The 16492-nt window shown below is 61.0% G+C and carries 13 protein-coding genes, 1 tRNA gene and 1 pseudogene; 1 reads left to right on the top strand and 14 read right to left on the bottom strand.

Features of this window, described 5'->3' with window-relative positions; translation table 11 throughout:
• Positions 1–92 precede the first annotated feature (92 nt).
• The 8 genes and pseudogenes from AC1AYD_RS02090 to AC1AYD_RS02055 form a co-directional block, all read right to left on the bottom strand.
• Positions 93–1487: a UTP--glucose-1-phosphate uridylyltransferase gene (locus AC1AYD_RS02090; protein ID WP_476544635.1), complete on the bottom strand. Its 1395-nt coding sequence runs from the start codon at positions 1485–1487 to the stop codon at positions 93–95.
• A 214-nt stretch (positions 1488–1701) separates the two neighbouring features.
• Positions 1702–2256, bottom strand: a complete 555-nt coding sequence (locus AC1AYD_RS02085; protein WP_476544606.1) for a PLD nuclease N-terminal domain-containing protein — start codon at positions 2254–2256, stop codon at positions 1702–1704.
• A gap of 204 nt (positions 2257–2460) precedes the next feature.
• Positions 2461–2537: transfer RNA gene (locus tag AC1AYD_RS02080), tRNA-Pro, on the bottom strand.
• A 99-nt stretch (positions 2538–2636) separates the two neighbouring features.
• Positions 2637–3026, bottom strand: coding sequence for a DUF1304 domain-containing protein (locus AC1AYD_RS02075; RefSeq protein WP_476544605.1), 390 nt, complete (start codon positions 3024–3026; stop codon positions 2637–2639).
• A gap of 601 nt (positions 3027–3627) precedes the next feature.
• Positions 3628–4590, bottom strand: a pseudogene (locus AC1AYD_RS02070) (ISL3 family transposase).
• Between the two features lie 362 nt (positions 4591–4952).
• Positions 4953–6146: a DUF4365 domain-containing protein gene (locus tag AC1AYD_RS02065; protein WP_476544604.1), complete on the bottom strand. Its 1194-nt coding sequence runs from the start codon at positions 6144–6146 to the stop codon at positions 4953–4955.
• A gap of 998 nt (positions 6147–7144) precedes the next feature.
• Entirely contained in the window at positions 7145–8416 is a 1272-nt protein-coding gene (locus tag AC1AYD_RS02060) for an MFS transporter (RefSeq protein WP_476544603.1), read from the bottom strand.
• Between the two features lie 154 nt (positions 8417–8570).
• A complete protein-coding gene (locus AC1AYD_RS02055) occupies positions 8571–9236 on the bottom strand; it encodes a TetR/AcrR family transcriptional regulator (protein ID WP_476544602.1) in 666 nt (221 codons plus the stop codon).
• A 152-nt stretch (positions 9237–9388) separates the two neighbouring features.
• Between AC1AYD_RS02055 and AC1AYD_RS02050 the strand changes: the two genes are divergently transcribed.
• On the top strand, positions 9389–10111 hold the full coding sequence (locus AC1AYD_RS02050) for an SDR family oxidoreductase (protein ID WP_476544601.1): 723 nt from the start codon (positions 9389–9391) through the stop codon (positions 10109–10111).
• A gap of 22 nt (positions 10112–10133) precedes the next feature.
• Here the strand turns inward: AC1AYD_RS02050 and AC1AYD_RS02045 are convergent, their stop codons facing one another.
• The 6 genes from AC1AYD_RS02045 to AC1AYD_RS02020 all read right to left on the bottom strand — a co-directional run bounded on the left by AC1AYD_RS02045 (position 10134) and on the right by AC1AYD_RS02020 (position 16418).
• Positions 10134–10541: a GNAT family N-acetyltransferase gene (locus AC1AYD_RS02045; RefSeq protein WP_476544600.1), complete on the bottom strand. Its 408-nt coding sequence runs from the start codon at positions 10539–10541 to the stop codon at positions 10134–10136.
• A gap of 96 nt (positions 10542–10637) precedes the next feature.
• Entirely contained in the window at positions 10638–11939 is a 1302-nt protein-coding gene (tnpB, locus tag AC1AYD_RS02040) for an IS607 family element RNA-guided endonuclease TnpB (protein WP_476544599.1), read from the bottom strand.
• The gene (locus tag AC1AYD_RS02035; protein WP_476544598.1) at positions 11932–12516 is read right to left on the bottom strand and encodes an IS607 family transposase; all 585 of its coding nucleotides are present in this window, start codon (positions 12514–12516) and stop codon (positions 11932–11934) included. The genes tnpB and AC1AYD_RS02035 overlap by 8 nt, the downstream gene beginning before the upstream one ends.
• A 91-nt stretch (positions 12517–12607) precedes the next feature.
• The gene (locus tag AC1AYD_RS02030; RefSeq protein ID WP_476544597.1) at positions 12608–13387 is read right to left on the bottom strand and encodes a class I SAM-dependent methyltransferase; all 780 of its coding nucleotides are present in this window, start codon (positions 13385–13387) and stop codon (positions 12608–12610) included.
• 131 nt (positions 13388–13518) lie between these two features.
• Positions 13519–15648, bottom strand: a complete 2130-nt coding sequence (gene der, locus AC1AYD_RS02025) for a bifunctional cytidylate kinase/GTPase Der (RefSeq protein WP_476544596.1) — start codon at positions 15646–15648, stop codon at positions 13519–13521.
• Entirely contained in the window at positions 15645–16418 is a 774-nt protein-coding gene (locus AC1AYD_RS02020) for a pseudouridine synthase (RefSeq protein WP_101623001.1), read from the bottom strand. The genes der and AC1AYD_RS02020 overlap by 4 nt, the downstream gene beginning before the upstream one ends.
• Positions 16419–16492: the final 74 nt, after the last annotated feature.

Raw genomic sequence — 16492 nt, 5'->3', positions numbered from 1 at the left:
CTGCGCCTCGTGAGCGCAACCTCCATCTATATTACGGTGTTTTTTCCGGAGTCGTCGGCTTTTCGCCAAAATTGGCTCCGTTTTTTGTGTTTTTAGATCCAGTCGTCGGGTTCGATGCCCTGCGGACCCACGTATTCGCCGTTCGGTACGTAGCGGGCTTCGCCCTTGTCCTCGAGCTTCGCGTCGGCGAACATGATGATGTCCCTGCCGAACGTCCAGTCGCCCTCGATGGTCACCGAATTGGCGGCGGCGAGGGACGGCACGTTGTACGGGAAGCGCTCGTCGAAGTCGTGGATGTTCTTGTAGTAGCGCGGGTCGAGCGTGACGTTCGGGAAGATGTAGTTGCCGTCTTCCATCTCATACGTATCCGTCAGGTGGAATCGGTCGGATCGCATGATGAACAGGTCGTCGGTGGTCTTGACCGGCAGGAAGCGCATGCGGTCGACCTGCACGCAGATGGCGCCGTCGAACAGGCCGATGGCGGCACCCATGGCGGTCTCCAGCTGCAGGACGGGCGTCGTCGACGAATCCGTCGGGTCGACGGTCTTGTGGTTGAGGATCACCGGAAGCGGCAGTACGCCGTCATGCTCGGCCAGCATCGCCTTCAGCGCGCTGACGCGCACCCAGATCGAATTGGTGTTGAAGTACGGGTGCTTGTCGATGTTCTGTGCGTCCTTCTTGTCCTCGGGGCGCACCTGGCTCATCTCGCGCAGCATGAGACGGCCGGTCTTGCGGTCGCGGACGATGTGGCCGCCCTTGCGGTCGGCCTCGGTGCGGCGGGCCACCTCGACCATGAACGGCGCGCCCGAATCCTCGAAGTACTGCGCCAGCGTGCGGGACGGGCGGGCGCCGAGATTGTCGGAGTTCGAGATGAACAGGTATTCGAAGCCGTGCTCCTCCAGCTTGTCGAGCAGGCCGGACTCCCAGATGGTGGAGTACAGGTCGCCGTGTCCCGGCGGGCACCATTCGAGGTCGGGGTTCTGCGGGAACGAGACCGGCTCGCCGGTGGCCAGGTCGATCTTCGGCTCCACATGCTGCACGATCTCCATCGGGATGTCCTCCTGATGGAACTTGCGGTTGTGGTGCAGCACCTTCATCGTGTCCGCCGAAGTGCGGAAGGAGTTCATCAGGGTGAGCGGCAGCTCGACGTCCAGACGGTTGCGTGCGGTGAGCACCTGACCGAGGATGATGTCGATGAAGCGCATCTGCTTGGCCTTGTGGCGGCGCACGGGCAGCAGCGACTTCGCGCAGTCGAGGCCCATCGACGTGCCGAGGCCGCCGTTGAGCTTGAGGAACGCGGTCTTGGCGAAGGCCCCGACGGCCTTGTCGTGATCGATCGTGTCGTAGATGTCGTGGAAGCTCGGGACGCCGGTGAGAGGCTCGACGTCGGACTCCTGGATCCAGGTGGCTCCCTCGTCGTTGCGCCACACATCGTACAGATGCCTGAACTGGCTGATGGCCATTTCGCTCATGCCGTGATCGCGCATCTTCGCGGCGGACTTATCGAAAACGTCTGACAACTATCTCTCCTTTACGACTATTCGATAGACGACCAGTGTACCGGATATTGGAAGAACGCCATCGTCATGCCGGAAAACATGGCGTGTAGAAATGGTGAACGATAGGATGAAATCGGCGGAAACAAGCGCTTTCACACGCCGCTTCCGCCTGATGCTCGCGAATCACGCCCTCGGGACGACGTCATATCGCCGCGGCGGCGAGGACCCCGGCGGCGGAGCTCGCCGACAGTCCCACGACGATGATCACGATGATGAAGATGATGTACAGGACGATGAGCGCGGCCGACAGGATGACCGACACGAGCGCGCCCTTGCCCGCTTTCGCCGCGTCCAACGGGCGCGTGTCCTTCCAGACCAGCCAAAGGATGAGACCGGCGACGGGGACGAAGAATCCCAGGACCGCCCATCCGAACGAACCGCTGTCCGCGGGGTCCGTGTAGACGGGCCGCGGGTAGCCGTAGGGTGCCCCATACGGCGGCGCAGGCTGCTGGGCGTACGGGTACGCCATCTGCGGCTGGGGTTGTTGTGCCGCATATCCGTATCCGGGTTGCCCGGATACGGGTTGCTGAGGGTGCTCCCCCATCGTCGTGTAGGATTGCCATTCGGCGTCGGGAGGGACGTACGACTGTTGCGTGTACGCGTCGTATGCGCTCCGTTCCACGGCGGAGGACTCGGACTGCGGAATCTCTGTTTCAGGCTGCTGCGCCTGAGGTGCTGTCTGGTTCGGCTCTGACATGACAGACTCCCTTCGTTTGTCCAAGGATATTCCCTGTACTGGGGATGATGCAAGCGCTCGAAGATGATGGCGGCGTGATGCGGGACGACACGCCAGCGATATGAGGCGTGTCGGGGTGGGCGCTCCCATTGCGTTCCAAGAGAGAGAATGGATGGCATGTCATGGAATGCAAAAAGTCCGGAACCGCTGAGATTCCGGACCATCTGGTCGGACCAGCGGGATTTGAACCCGCGACCCCTTGACCCCCAGTCAAGTGCGCTACCAAACTGCGCTATGGTCCGATGTCGCATTTGCAACAGTCGAATAATTTACCAGATGGTTCTGGAAACGCAAATCGGCGTGTCTTATTCGTGCCGAACCAACCGGAACAGTCGGATTCGTCAGAACAGGATGGCAGCACCCATAAGCAGTAAAGCGATCGCGGGGAATGCGAATTGCTTGATCGCAGCACCTCGCTTGTCAGGACTGCCGATGGACAATACCAGAGCTGCGAGGACCATGGACGAGGTCCCGGCGGTTATCAGAGTCACTCCTGCGATGTGGTATCCGGACAGCGACAATGCCGATCCCACTATGGCCATGATGCCGAGGAACAGATTGTAGAAGCCCTGATTGTACGCCATCTCCTTCGTGGCCTCGGCCTCTTGGGTGGATCGAATGGAGAAAATCTCCATCGTCCTCGGTTTCGTCCAACGGAACGATTCCAGAATGAAGATGACGACATGGAGCAATCCTGCAAGAATCGCGAAGATGCAGGCGGCGACGAGCATGCGCGGGGTCCTTTCGATGTAACGGCGAATGAGCGGAGTGGCCCTGAATCGCCGCTGAAGGAGGCACATTCAGGGTCCGGAACACACTTTACCGTCGCAATGCCCCCGCATGGGGCTCAGTGAAGCCGTAGCCGCACGAGCAGACAGACGCTTTGCTGCTTATGCGGTATTCACGAAACGATGGGGCATCAACAGGCGGGGCGTTGGGAGGAGTTGGATACACCCCCAACACATCAGGAATTCAATGGAAAGTCGCGAGAGACACCCTTCGGTACGCTACGGTGCTTGTTGACAGCCCGTACGTAGACGCGTTCTCTGCTATTGACGGCATATGCCGCGTCTTGCCAGCTAGCTTGCTGGCAAGACGCGGCCCGCATGCAATCCATGGAGTATGGGGGTAGACGAGTCGTTACCGGTGTCTAAAGGGCGAAATTCCGTACGAGTTCAGGAACTGTTAGCTGGTGCATTGTTCATGCAACGAGATGGGGATGGCAGGAGCATCGAATGGCAAAGCAAGCCGAAGAAGAGGCTTCTGCTGTTTTCGTGGGTTAGGTTCTTGGTTGTGGTAGTCGTATGTTGAGTCCGCCGCATCGGAGCATGATCAGGGCGATGAGGTTGGTGACGTGGTGGAAGCCGTAGCCATGCGGATGGCGACCTTGATCCTGTTGCTGAACGCCTCGAGCCTGGCGCTGGAATAGCCCAGCCGGATGGTTCTGAGGATGTCGGACCGGTGTCGCCGGATCTTCCTGGAGAGTTCGACGATTTCGGGAATACGGCTGTAGGACGCCCAGAACACCCAGTGGTTCAGCTTCTCCCGGGCCTGTCCGATCGGGTGTCCGAGCAGGGTCCTCAGCAGTTCCTTGAGCTGCCAGGCGCGGTAGAGCTGGCCTTTCGGGTCCGTGTTCCCGATGCCGTCGAGCGTCTCGTTCTGTTTGCCGGTCAGGCCGTCGAGGTTCTTCAGGACCGCGTATTTGACGCCGCGCATGCGTCTGGCCGCCTCCTCGTCGCCGTTGCGCCTCGCATGGTTCCACAAGCGTTTGCGGCCCCTATCGAGCGCGCCGGTCATCCAGCCGACGATGTGGAATCCGTCGAGCACGCGCTCCGCCTGCGGACATCACTCGTCGACGAATGAGTCGATCCAGCGGGTGCCGTCCCCGGTGACGACCCGGATGGAGGCGCGCTGTTCGGGTGTGAGTGCCCTGAAGAACCGGCCGAACACGTCCTTGCCGTACCCGTCGTGCGCCCAGATGACGCGGTGGCGTTCGTGGTCGACGACGGTGATGTACGTGTGGCCTTTGCAGTAGCTGGTCTCGTCCACGCCGATCGCGCGCAGGCCGTCGAACGGGCACGGCATCGACGTCCTCAACCGCTCGGCGACCCTGCGGGCGATGTTGCCCGCGGTTTTCCACGCCACGTGCAGGAAACCGCTGACCGTCTTCTGGTTGGCGGCGCTCATCAGCCACGCGCACTCCGACTCGAAATCGCGCGTGAACCGGCTGCCGGGCTCCGCCCATGGTACTTGGGCGACCACGATCCCGCATTCCGGGCAGTCCACGCGGAGCATGTCGGCGACCAGCTCCACCTGCCAGCAGCCGAAATCCTGATGACGCCAACGGCGGGCACCGCCGCCCCGGTCATAACCGCAGCGGCGTTTGCCGCAGCGAGAGCATCGGAGCATGCCCTCATGCGGGCGCACATGGACCTCGAGCACGGGCTCGGGGCGCATGGGGCGAGTCGACAATCCGCGCGTCCTCGACGACCGTGTTTTTGACGTTCAGTAGTCGGGTGAATAAGCTCTTGTCTAGGCGTTTTCCGTGGTTCATTTCTTTGGTCGGGAGCAGAATGCGCGGGAACGCCCCTCACACTTACACACTCAACGGCTCAACGACGAACCACTACCCACAAAAACAGCAATAGCGCCCCAAATTACCATTGAGATGCTTCAATGGCGCTCATATTGAGTATTCTAGAGTATTTTGCCTTGATGATATTTTCGCAGGCTTCTTTAAGCTCTTGATGTAAAGCCTGTGTGGATAAAATATTTGATACTGCTTTTTTCATATCAAAAAGAACAGGCCATGCATTTTCTTCATCTTTGACAGAATGGTCCGCCATATTATAAATAGATCCGTAAGTATATTTGATTAAATCCTTGAAAAATCTTTCTGCTGCATTATTGCTATCTCTCTCCTTAAAGGAGCCGACGTCACAGTCAATATAACTGCATAATGTATTGAAACAAAAACTAATTTCTTTTTCTCTGTAACTAAGTTCTTTTTCACTGTCGCTGTTTATTTCTATTTGAAACCTCCCAAAATCGGTATACATCTCAATCAGTAAATATAGTACACCAAATACATTCGATGGAGTATATGAATTCTTTTCCTCATCTACATTGGAAATCTGTGCAACAAAATCTTGCCTCAAATCATCATTGAGAAACATTACATCCATGAACTTGAAGAAAGAATAATTTTCATTCCATGATCGAATCATTAAGCCATCTCCAGAAAAGAAGGAGTTGGCGATAAAAGACCAGACAGAGGGGGAAACGGGATCGGTCTGAGAGTTTGGTCCTTGATAGTTCTTAATATCTCTTAGCGTCCGTTTGCGAAGCGTTCGACCAAGTGACGGGCACAATGACCATGCGACCGTCCGGGCCCAGACATGCTGGATAACCAACAATCCATCTGGCTCGTCTATTCTTGTATCGACGGTTACACTGTCCAGATTATCATCTTGCAGCGCAGATATCGCATCTTCAATATATATGGAATTTGTCTTATTTAAAACATTGACAAGGAATATAGGTAAACTTCCATGCATCCAGTAATCTTTGTGTTTGCCTACAGGAATATCTTGAGGCTTATCTCTTTCCGAAGATGACTTAAGTTGGAATCCGGCCAAAAGGCTTGTGGCTACAGGAGTATATCTAGTGCTTGTGGGAGTGAGTTCTGATGGCGGCAATGATGCTATGCCAATCACATCGACGCCATTGTCGTTTTCCAGTGGCCAATCAAATGGTGTAAAATTATGCCCCAGTAGGTATCTCTTAAAGAGAAGAACCCCTTGTTGTTCGGATATTATGTTACGTCTTGCTGAATTATATTGAATTGACATATTACTCCTTTTTTTAATTACACCATGGTAGTGTTTCATATTTATTTCGTTGCTGCTGCGTATGTTGAAACGTCCTGAATAGGCCAACTAGCTGCTGCGCGTGAACATCAACGGCGCGGCATTGTCCTGCACGCTCGCGAACGAGCTTCGCAAGCTGCGCGTGTCCAACACCGGCGGGCGTCTCTTCCCGGAGATCCCGCTGAGCTTCAACGGCTCTTCACATTTTGGTATATAGGAGTGGGTTTGTCGGGCTTGTCCGAATCCGGGCTTCTCTTTCCCGCTTGGCAGGGGTACATCCTCACCGCTCCGGACATCCACCTGCGTTACGAGGGGTACTTGATTAAGGCTTATCCGAGGAGCAGGCGCCGCAACGGCCGTAATGTACCTCGATGCAGCACCCCTAGGCACCCCTCATACGCCAGTTGCCTCCGGAGAACGACGGGAAGGTACCCCTGCCAAACGAGAATTCGACGGAATGACGACCGGTCACTCCCGACTTGCCGCTGCCCACTCCGGATTGGCGGGCACGCTGGACGGCATCCGCGCGTGCACGAGCACCACCGTGGAAGGCCAGTACGTGAACGCGAACGATTCTAACCGGCCTTACACGGCATGATGTGGAACACCGTGTTTCGCTTCCCGCGATTTTGCGGGCGGGGCTCTCGACGGTTGCTAAATCATCATCAGCGATGACAAAGCATACCCGTACCACGTGGTTGACCATCCAGTTCCACCGACGGCGGCACGGAGTTGACTGCATGGGACATGAGCGTCGAAGCTACATATACAGAAGACTGATGGAAAGGCTCCCTGCGCTCCAGAGCCAATAACGGGTTCGAGAGGTAAGGAAGCCTTGCTCATCCAATATACTGAAAAGCTAAACTATGCCGAAGGGCAAAGTCAGGTTCCATAGCTCCGGCGCGCTGGATGTACTTAACAGTGTGGGCGTGCACAATGACATTGAACGGTGCGCCGAAACCGTGCCGAAACAGCCCACCCTAGAACCGCTGGGCCACGTGCGCGATCAGCGGCAGCATCGCGACAGCCAGAACGAGCGTCATCGCCAGGACCATTCCCGCCGGATAGACGCTGTACGCCCAGCCGTACACGATCTGTCCGAGGGGTTGCGCGCACATGCTCGCGGAGAGCGCAAGCGACATCACCTTGCCGGTCATGTCCTCGGGGCAGTCCATCTGGATCGCCGGCACGGCGATGAGGTTCGCGAGGGTGATGGCGACCATGGTTCCGCAGGTGCTCGCCGTGAGTACCGCGAGGCGCACTCCCCCGCCTGCGGGAAGCGTCATGACGAGCGTCTGGGGCAGGATGGTGAGCGAGAACGCGGCGATTGACATCGGGAATCGCCGCATGGAAAGCGACTTCGCAATCCTCCCGCCGACGAGCGCGCCAAGCAGACCGGATGCGCCCACGAGACCGTATGCAAGACCATACGCCGTGGAGCCGAAGCCCAGCACGGTCCGCACCATGTAGGGGAAGCCGACCTCCGCATAGCCCGTCACCAGGAAGTTGAGCGCTGCGCAGATCAGCACCAGGTGCAGCACATGAGGGCGTTCGCGGGTGAGGAAACGTCCGGCCGCGCGCAGATCGTCCAAAGCCGAGGCGCGCCCACCGTCCGCGCGTGCGGGGGCACCGAGCCGGATGAAGCACTCCACGACGGCGGCCGTGCCGAACCCCGCGATCGTGATGCCCATCATGGGCATCACGCCCACCGCCGTGTAGAGCACGCCGCCAAGTACGGCCGGCACGAGCGTGCTCGTCTGGTTCACCACGTTCACCACGGCCATCGCGCGCCGCATCACGTCCTCGCCATGGGAGCGGAACATCTGCGGCAGCGCCGCCTGCACCGTAGGCGTCTCCATGGCATCGAGCACGGCGAGCACCACCTGCATCACGGCGATTGCCCCCAGATTGAATCCGATGACCGAAAAGACCGCCGCGCAGGCAATCACCGTCACGGCGGAGAGCGCGTCAAGCATCACCATGACGGTCCGGCGGTTCGTGCGGTCCGCCACCACGCCACCAAGGGGCGAGAGCAGGATCGTGGGCAGGATGCTCGCGGTGAGGATGGAGGCGAACGCCGCCGCCGAGCCGGTCTCGTCAAGCACCCACATGGACATGGCGAACCGCAGCATGAGGTTGGCGAAGAGCGATATGCCGAGGCCTGCGACGAGCAGGGTGAAGTCACGTACACGAAGGGGGGCCGCGGCCTGGCCTCTTTGCGTCCGAATCGGATATTTGGATGTGTTCGTCATCGTGGATTCCTTTCCTGTGGATTAGTCACGGTATCTATTCAAACCGACCGTCGGTCTGTTATGGTGACGACAATGCACCCAAGACAAAGGGCGCGGGAACGTTACGCCATCTGGGACACCGGGATGCGCGGGATGACGCCCCCGGATGCGCCGCCTATGCGGCCGCCGCCTCCCCTTCCGGCATCAGCGCCGTGAGACCCTTGACCGCCCGCGGGATAAGCGTCTCGTCGAACACCGGCACGCCGATGGCGTCGAGCATCGTGGCGAGGCAGCGTATGCGGCGTTCCATGTCGGCACGATCAGCGGGATAGAAGCAGGGCATGAGCCAGTAGTTGCCGAGGAGTGAGAGCAGCTGCGCCGCCTCCTCGGGATACGTCGTGGGAATGGAGCCGTCCTGTACGCCCATATCGATGAGCGTGCGGAAGGACTCCGGCAATCCCGTCGACCAGAAGCGCATGTTCGCCGTGAAGAACGCGGGGTCCTTGAGCAGCGCCAATTGGGAGCGGACAAGGTCCAGATGGTCGGGGGCGTCCACGGCGGAAACGATGAGCGTACGCAGCTTCTCAAGCGCGCTCATGTCCTTGCGGTTGATGAGTTCGTCAAGGAGGCGTGCGGTGGCGGCCCACTCGTCGGCGTTCAACTGGTCGAGAATCGCCTCCTTCGATTTGAAATGATGGTAGAGGCCGCCCTTGGAGAGGTCGCCCAGATCGTTCAGGATGTCCTGGATGGACGTCTTCTCATAGCCCTTTTCGGCGAAGAGCCTACGGGCGGAATCAAGGATCCGCCGTTCGGTCTCCTCGGGATGTGCATTGCGTGCCATGTGGTCCTCCTTCCGTTCGCTGTCTCCGACAGTATACAGACCGTCGGTCGGTCTGTCAAACTGATTCAAAGCGCCGCCGGGCGATATGATCGAATGTCATATGATTCGGTAGTGAAGTCCAACCACAACCGGTAACCAAGGAAGGACGGACCATGGCATCACTCAGCGGCAGTCGCATACTCATCATCGGCGGGACGTCGGGATTCGGTCTGGGAATCGCACGACGGGTCCTTGGCGAGGGTGCACAGGTCACGGTGATCGGCCGGTCACCCGAACACGTTGCGACCGCGGGGAGGGAACTCAGCCCGTTGGGAACGGTCGATGCGATCACATTGGACGCTACGGATGAACGACGGCTTGACGAGTTCGTCAAGCCGAACGCGCCGTTCAACCATGCGGTGTCGATGATGGGCGGCGCGATGGGAGGTGGATTCCTTGACAACACCGTGGACGACGTACGTGCCGCGGTGGACGGCAAGTATCTCGTCGCGCTGCGGATTGCACGGATTCTGCTGCCGAAGATCACGGACGGCGGATCGCTGACGTTGACCGCAGGCTCCGGCGGACGGCCGTACAACGCGTCAGGCGCCGTGCTCGGCAATCTGGCGGTGGAAACGTTGGTGCAGGGCCTGGCTGTGGAATCCGCGCCGCGTGTGCGCGTGAACGCGGTGGCGCCATGGTGGACTCCGACGGGTTTGTGGCGCGAGACGCCGCCTGATCGGCTGCAGGCGCAGGCGGAGCAGATGGCGGCGTCCAATCCGCTCAAACGTCTGGGAACAATCGATGAAGTGGCGGATGCCTATGTGTTCCTGATGCGCAACGGTTTCATGAACGCGGAAACCATCCACGTCGACGGCGGCGTCAGCGCCTTGTGACGCGACGTCCGGAGACGCTTCCTCACCAATCCGGGTTCACGATCTGCATGGCGACGCCGTCGTCCATGACGCGGAAACCGTGCCTCTCGTAGAACGACGCGTTCCTGCTCTCCTCGGGCATGACCTCGATGTAGAAGTAGTCGCGGTACTTGTCTTTGAGCATCTCGATCATATGGCCTGCGATGCCGTTGCCCTGATACTCCGGGTCGACCAGCACGTAGTGCACGTAGGCGAGCATCGATCCGTCGTCCAATGCGCGCACGAGTCCTACCAGCCTGTCGCCGTCCCATGCGGTGATGACCGTGGACGAACCCATCAGCGCCTTGTACAGACGTTCCGGGTAGTCGGCGGACACCCACCCGACCGAGCGGAACAGACGACGCGCCTGCTCCTGGGTGAACGTCCTCTCTTCGGTGAACGTGATGGCCATGGCGTTCCTCCTTATCGACTTATCACCATGCGCCGGCATCGCCGGCCGGCGTGGAACCGCGGATATGCCGACACATGGTAGCCGTTCCGTTGCAAACTAGTTTGTTCTGGTTTGCAGGACGGTCTTGCGACCGTCCGCTCCAAGTCTCACGCGGCTTTCGCCGCAGCTTGGTTCGTACTTCACCGGGTCCTGCGTTGCGCGACGCGATGCGTCGTTCCGTCTTCCGGTCCCTCCATGCGCGTTTAGGGTCTCCGGGGCACTCCCGGCGACCTGGATGTTGATGGCCGCGTTCAGATCGCGGTCGATGGTCAGTCCGCAGGCGTGGCAGCAGTAGGTACGCTCGTTGAGGGAGAATTTGGTTTTCACGCTCCCGCAGTTCGAGCAGAGTTTCGAGCTTGGATACCAGCGGTCGATGACATGCAGCCCCGCACTCGTGCGGACGGTCTTGTATTCCAATTGACGACGCAGTTCAGCGAACGAGGCGTCCTCGACGGCCTTGGCGAGCCGATGGTTTCTGACCATGCCCGCCACGTTCAGATCCTCGATGCAGATGTCCGAGTACGTGGACGCGAGCATCGTGGTGAGCTTGTGCAGCAGGTCACGTCGTTGATTGGCGACGCGGGCATGCAGACGGGCGACGCGCTCTCGCGCCTTGCGATGACGGTTCGATCCGCGGGTTTTGCGGCTCAGCGCCTTCTGCGCACGCTTCAGCCGATATTCGTTGGTTCCGAGCGTATGCGGATTAGGGATGACCGTGCCGTCCGAGAGTGTCGTCAGAGTCTTGACGCCCAGATCGATGCCGACCGCCTCGCCTTTTGGCGGCTGGATGGGTCTCACGTCCGGCCGTTCCACGGTCAGGGACGCGTACCAGCGGCCCGCGCGACGGGAGACTGTCATGCGCAGCACCTTCGCGTCCCCGACACGTTCCGCGATGTTCTCCATGCAATGGACACGCCCGATGCGCGGCAGTCTCAACGCATGTCGGTCGTCGTCAATGAGGCCGAACGAGCCGGTCGTATACGCGAACCGCGGCGTCGCCTTGTCCTTGGCCTTGAACTTGGGGAATCCGACCTTGCGGCCCTTGCGTTGTCCTTTGCGGCTTTTCGACCAATTCGACAACGCGTCCGACAATGCTTCGAGACCGCTGTTGTACGCCTCCTTGCTGTTCTCACGCCACCACGGCACGCCGTTCCCATCCACGGCCAGCGTACCCTTGTTCGCATTCCACCAGCGGCGCAGCGCATACAGGGACCATTCGGGTTTTCCCTTGGCTTCAATGGCCTCCTTGACGTGCGCCAGCCCAGCATTGAACGCGAACCGGGCCGCGCCCGCATGGGACAGCAGCAACCGTTTCTGGGATGGCGTCGGATCCAACGCCACTTTGACCGCCTCAAGCATTCTCCGCCGCCTCCAATGCGGCCTTCGCCTTGCTGCGGGCGGCCCGGCGATCGTACAGGCGCGCGCAGAACGAGGTCAGCACCTCGGTCATGTCACGTACGAGGTCGTCGTCCAGTTCCGAATCGTCCACGACGACGAGTCGACGGCCCGACGCCTTCAACGCGGACTCCACGAGTCCCGCGTTCATGCGGGCCAGCCGGTCGCGATGCTCCACGACGATGACGCCTACTGACGGGTCGGCGAGAATCCGGTTGAGCTTGCGACGCCTGTCGTTCATGCCGGAACCCACCTCGGAGACCAATTCGGGATTCTCGCATCCCATATTCAAGGCGAACGCTTTCAGCCGATCCGCCTGACGCCGCAGATCCGCCTTCTGGTCGGCGGAGGATACGCGCGCGTAGCACACGGTGCGTGAACCCACGACGGTAGCGGCCGGAGTCTCGTATTTCGGGTCGTGGATGAGAATCACACCCGTCTTCGTACGCTCGAACGGCACGGGCATCCTGCCGGTGCGGCACCACAGCCACACCGTCTGCTCGTTCACCCCCTCACGGGCCGCCCATTCTCTGACGCGCATAAATCAATTATGCCATACCAAAACAAACAAAACAAGAGGAAACAAGCAGCAGATTACAACCCCGACGGCCGCCTGGCGGCTGTCTCAGAAATCAGGGACGCACGTATTCACTGGCCACCATGCAGACGGTGTCGTCGGTCAGTACGCCGTCGACCGCCCGCCGGTCGAACAGTCCATCCACCCATGTCCGGTACTCCTCGTACCCCGCTTCGTCCGGCAGCGGGCTGTGCGAGTGCGAGTCCATGTAGGCACGCCATGCGTCACGCGTGTAGCGGATCGGATTGGGGAACGAACGGACTTCGGGATTGTGGAAGAACATGGCCGTCGTGTCCTCGAAATGCCGGATGCTGCCCGTGATGACGTCACCGTGCCCGTCACGCCGGTCCGGTCGCATCGCCGAGTCAAACGACGTGACGTTGTACAGCGAAACCAGTAGGTATCGTCCGTCGCGTGCGATGCGATGGCATTCCGCGGCGAAGGCGTCCGGATCGAACCAGTGGAGCGCCTGTGCGACGGTAATCACATCCACGCTGTGCGGCGACAGTCCGGTGTGGTCGGCGGTGCCGGCGGTCACCGTCACGTCGGCGAGTCCGTGCGTGCGGTCGATGAGTTCGGCACGCATGTCGGCATCCGGTTCGACGGCGTATACGGGCATTCCCAGCTCCGTCAGCGCGACCGTGAGCTTGCCTGTGCCGGCACCGACGTCCGCGATGACGTGAACGCCACGGTTATCGGAGCTATCGGCGCCGTCGGCCGCCGACGTGGATTCCCGTCGGATCAGCCCGCCGATATACCGGATGGCCGTTTCGGGATAGCCGGGTCTCCCCGCCGCATACGCCTGTGCCTTGCCATGAAATCTTGTCTTCCCCATGCCGCATAGCATAGGCGTCCGGACGCACGTCATCGGTGGAAGGGACGGATACCGAAATCGCCGTTTCCGGTGATGACGCATAGCCATCACCGGAAACGGCGATCATCGGGTCGATGCGAATCGTAATCCGCCTACTTGCGCTTCTTCTTCTCGCGGATGTTCACCGAGATCTGGATCGGCGAACCCTCGAAGCCGAACTCCTCGCGCAGCGAACGCTCGATGTAGCGACGGTAGCCATGCTCGAGGAAGCCGGTCGCGAAGATCACGAAACGCGGCGGACGCGTCGAAGCCTGCGTAGCGAACAGGATGCGCGGCTGCTTGCCGCCACGCAGCGGATGCGGGTGGGCGGACTGCAGCTGGCCGAGGAACGCGTTGAGCTTGCCGGTCGGCACGCGCTTGTCCCACGATTCCAGCGCCTCGCGCATCGCCTTGGCGAGACGGTTCGTGTGCCAGCCGGTCTTCGCCGACAGGTTCACGCGCTGCGCCCAGGTGACGCGGTCGAACTCGGTGACCCACAGGCGTTCGAGACGCTGCTTGTCGAACTCGTCCATCGCATCCCACTTGTTGAACACGAGCACGATGGCGCGGCCCGCGTCCACGGCGGAGCTCATCACCTTGAGATCCTGGTCGGAGATCGGCACGGACGCGTCGAACAGCACGAGCGCCAGCTCGGAGCGTTCGATCGCCGCCTGCGTACGCAGCGACGAATAGTATTCCGCGCCCTTGAGCTTGTGCTGACGACGCTTGATGCCGGCCGTGTCGATGAACAACCAGTCCTCGCCGTCGATGTCGATGACCTCGTCGACCGGGTCGCGCGTGGTGCCGGCCAAATCGTTGACGACCGTGCGCTCCTCGCGGGCCAGTTGGTTGAGCAGTGACGACTTGCCCACGTTCGGACGCCCCACGAGCGCCACGCGGCGAAGGCCGGACGGCGTGAGATAGCCGGACGTCTTCTCCGCCTTGCGCAGCGAGTCGAGCGCCGCGTCGAGCAGGTCGCCCACTCCCCTGCCGTGCATCGCGGAGATCGCATACGGCTCGCCGAGTCCCAGCTTCCAGAATTCGGCGGCGAGATATTCGCTTTCGCGGTCGTCGACCTTGTTCACGGCGAGTGTGACCGGCTTGCCGGAGGCGCGCAGCATCTTCACGATGCGCTCGTCCGTGTCGGTCATGCCGACCTGCCCGTCGACGACGAGCACGACCGCATCTGCGAGGTTCACGGCGACCTCGGCCTGCGAGGCGATGGCGGAGTCGATGCCTTCGACGTCCACCTCCCAGCCGCCCGTGTCGACGAGCTTGAAATCGGTGCCGGACCATTCCGCGTCATAGCTCACGCGGTCGCGCGTCACGCCGGGAGTGTCCTCCACGACGGCGACGCGACGGCCGAGGATGCGGTTGACGAGCGACGACTTGCCCACGTTCGGACGCCCCACGACGGCGAGCACGCCCACCTGCTTCGGACCGGGCCTGCCGGACGTCTCGCCGGTGCCGCGGCCCTCGATCAGCGCCTCGTCGCCCTCGTCCAGCTCGTAGCCTTCGAGGTTCGCGGCGTAGCGCGCGTACTCCTGCTCCTCGATGGCCTCGTCGACGAGCCCGATCAGCGTGTCGAGCGTGTGCGCGAAATCCATGTCGGAATTGTCGATGGTGACGACGCCGTCCGCGGCGGTCGTGAAGTTCGTGACACGCGAGTCCATGCGGTCGCGCGCGGCCACGTCCTCCGCACCCACGCCGCCGGCCGCCTGACCGGTGCGGCGCGCCTGGCGCACCTCCTCGCGGGCGGTGAGCAGCACGCGCACCTCCGCGTCCGGGGCGACCACGGTCGTGATGTCGCGGCCCTCCGCGACGATGCCGAGCCCGCCGGAGAACGACTCCTTGTCCGCCTCGCGCGCGATGTACGCGCGCTGGGCGGCGATGAGCACGTTGCGCACCGGGATGATGTTCGACACCTTGGACACGTGCGTGGAGACCTCGGAGGAGCGGATCGCCTCGGAGATGTCCTCACCGTCGGCGGTCACGGCCGGCGCGTCCGGATCGACGGAGATGTCGAAATGATCGCCGGTGAAGAACTCGCCCACCGCCTCGGTGACGACGCGTTCATCCACCTGCTCCGCGTCGAGGTCGATGCCCTGCTTGAGGCACCACCACGCGCAGGCGCGGTACATGGCGCCCGTGTCGAGGTAGGCGAAACCGTAGTACTTGGCCAGCGCCTTCGACGTCGACGACTTGCCGACGCCGGCGGGCCCGTCGATGGCGACGCGAATCACAGGCCCACCGCCTTCGACAGGGAACGGACCTCGGTCTGGCTGAGCACGCGGTAGGAACCGGACTTGAGCTCGCCCAGCTTGATCGGGCCGATCTGCGTGCGCACGAGACGCTTGACCGGGAAGCCGATCGAACCGAAGATGCGTCGCACGATGCGGTTCTTGCCGGAGTGCAGCACGACCTTGACGATTGTGGCGTCGCGCTTCTGGTCGATGATCGCGCAGTGGTCGAGCTTGATCCAGCCGTCGTCCAGCTGTACGCCGGTCTTGACGAGACGGCGGCACACGGTGCCGGACAGCTTGCCCTCGACCGTGGCGATGTAGGTCTTCTCGACCTCGTACTTGGGGTGCATGACGTGCTGGCTCAGCTCGCCGTCGTTCGTCATGAGGATGAGACCCTCGGAATCGTAGTCGAGACGTCCCATGTGGAAGATGCGTTCGTACTTGTCGCCGACGATGTCGGCCAGCGTGTAGCGGCCCTTCGGATCGTCCATGGCGGAGAGCACGCGGCGCGGCTTGTTGAGCGCGAGCGTGACGTGGTTCGGGTTGATGCGCACGCGCGATCCGTCGACGCGGACCTGCTGGCGCGACATGTCGACGCGGGTGCCGAGCTCGGTGACGAGTTCGCCGTCCACTTCGACGCGTCCTTCGGTGATCATCTCCTCGCACTTGCGGCGGGAACCGAATCCGGCCTGGGCGAGGATCTTCTGCAGTCGGATTCCTTCGTTGTTGCTTTCATGCGCTTTCATGGCGCGGGAATATGCGTTTGGCATCGTTCTCCCAACGTGGCCTAGGGGTATTTCCAACCTGAATATGATACCGTACCCCCCGGATACGGCCCGATGTG

The organism is Bifidobacterium sp. LH_426, from assembly GCF_056356875.1.
Note: the sequence above shows the minus strand (reverse complement) of the source record. Positions and strands in the feature narration are given on the sequence as shown.

Bases quoted from the DNA above. Each gene is read 5' to 3' on its own strand.
- AC1AYD_RS02090 (WP_476544635.1), bottom strand. From the start codon at position 1,487: ATGCGCGATCACGGCATGAGCGAAATGGCCATCAGCCAGTTCAGGCAT.
- AC1AYD_RS02085 (WP_476544606.1), bottom strand. From the start codon at position 2,256: ATGTCAGAGCCGAACCAGACAGCACCTCAGGCGCAGCAGCCTGAAACA.
- AC1AYD_RS02075 (WP_476544605.1), bottom strand. From the start codon at position 3,026: ATGCTCGTCGCCGCCTGCATCTTCGCGATTCTTGCAGGATTGCTCCAT.
- AC1AYD_RS02065 (WP_476544604.1), bottom strand. From the start codon at position 6,146: ATGTCAATTCAATATAATTCAGCAAGACGTAACATAATATCCGAACAA.
- AC1AYD_RS02060 (WP_476544603.1), bottom strand. From the start codon at position 8,416: ATGACGAACACATCCAAATATCCGATTCGGACGCAAAGAGGCCAGGCC.
- AC1AYD_RS02055 (WP_476544602.1), bottom strand. From the start codon at position 9,236: ATGGCACGCAATGCACATCCCGAGGAGACCGAACGGCGGATCCTTGAT.
- AC1AYD_RS02050 (WP_476544601.1), top strand. From the start codon at position 9,389: ATGGCATCACTCAGCGGCAGTCGCATACTCATCATCGGCGGGACGTCG.
- AC1AYD_RS02045 (WP_476544600.1), bottom strand. From the start codon at position 10,541: ATGGCCATCACGTTCACCGAAGAGAGGACGTTCACCCAGGAGCAGGCG.
- tnpB (WP_476544599.1), bottom strand. From the start codon at position 11,939: ATGCTTGAGGCGGTCAAAGTGGCGTTGGATCCGACGCCATCCCAGAAA.
- AC1AYD_RS02035 (WP_476544598.1), bottom strand. From the start codon at position 12,516: ATGCGCGTCAGAGAATGGGCGGCCCGTGAGGGGGTGAACGAGCAGACG.
- AC1AYD_RS02030 (WP_476544597.1), bottom strand. From the start codon at position 13,387: ATGGGGAAGACAAGATTTCATGGCAAGGCACAGGCGTATGCGGCGGGG.
- AC1AYD_RS02020 (WP_101623001.1), bottom strand. From the start codon at position 16,418: ATGCCAAACGCATATTCCCGCGCCATGAAAGCGCATGAAAGCAACAAC.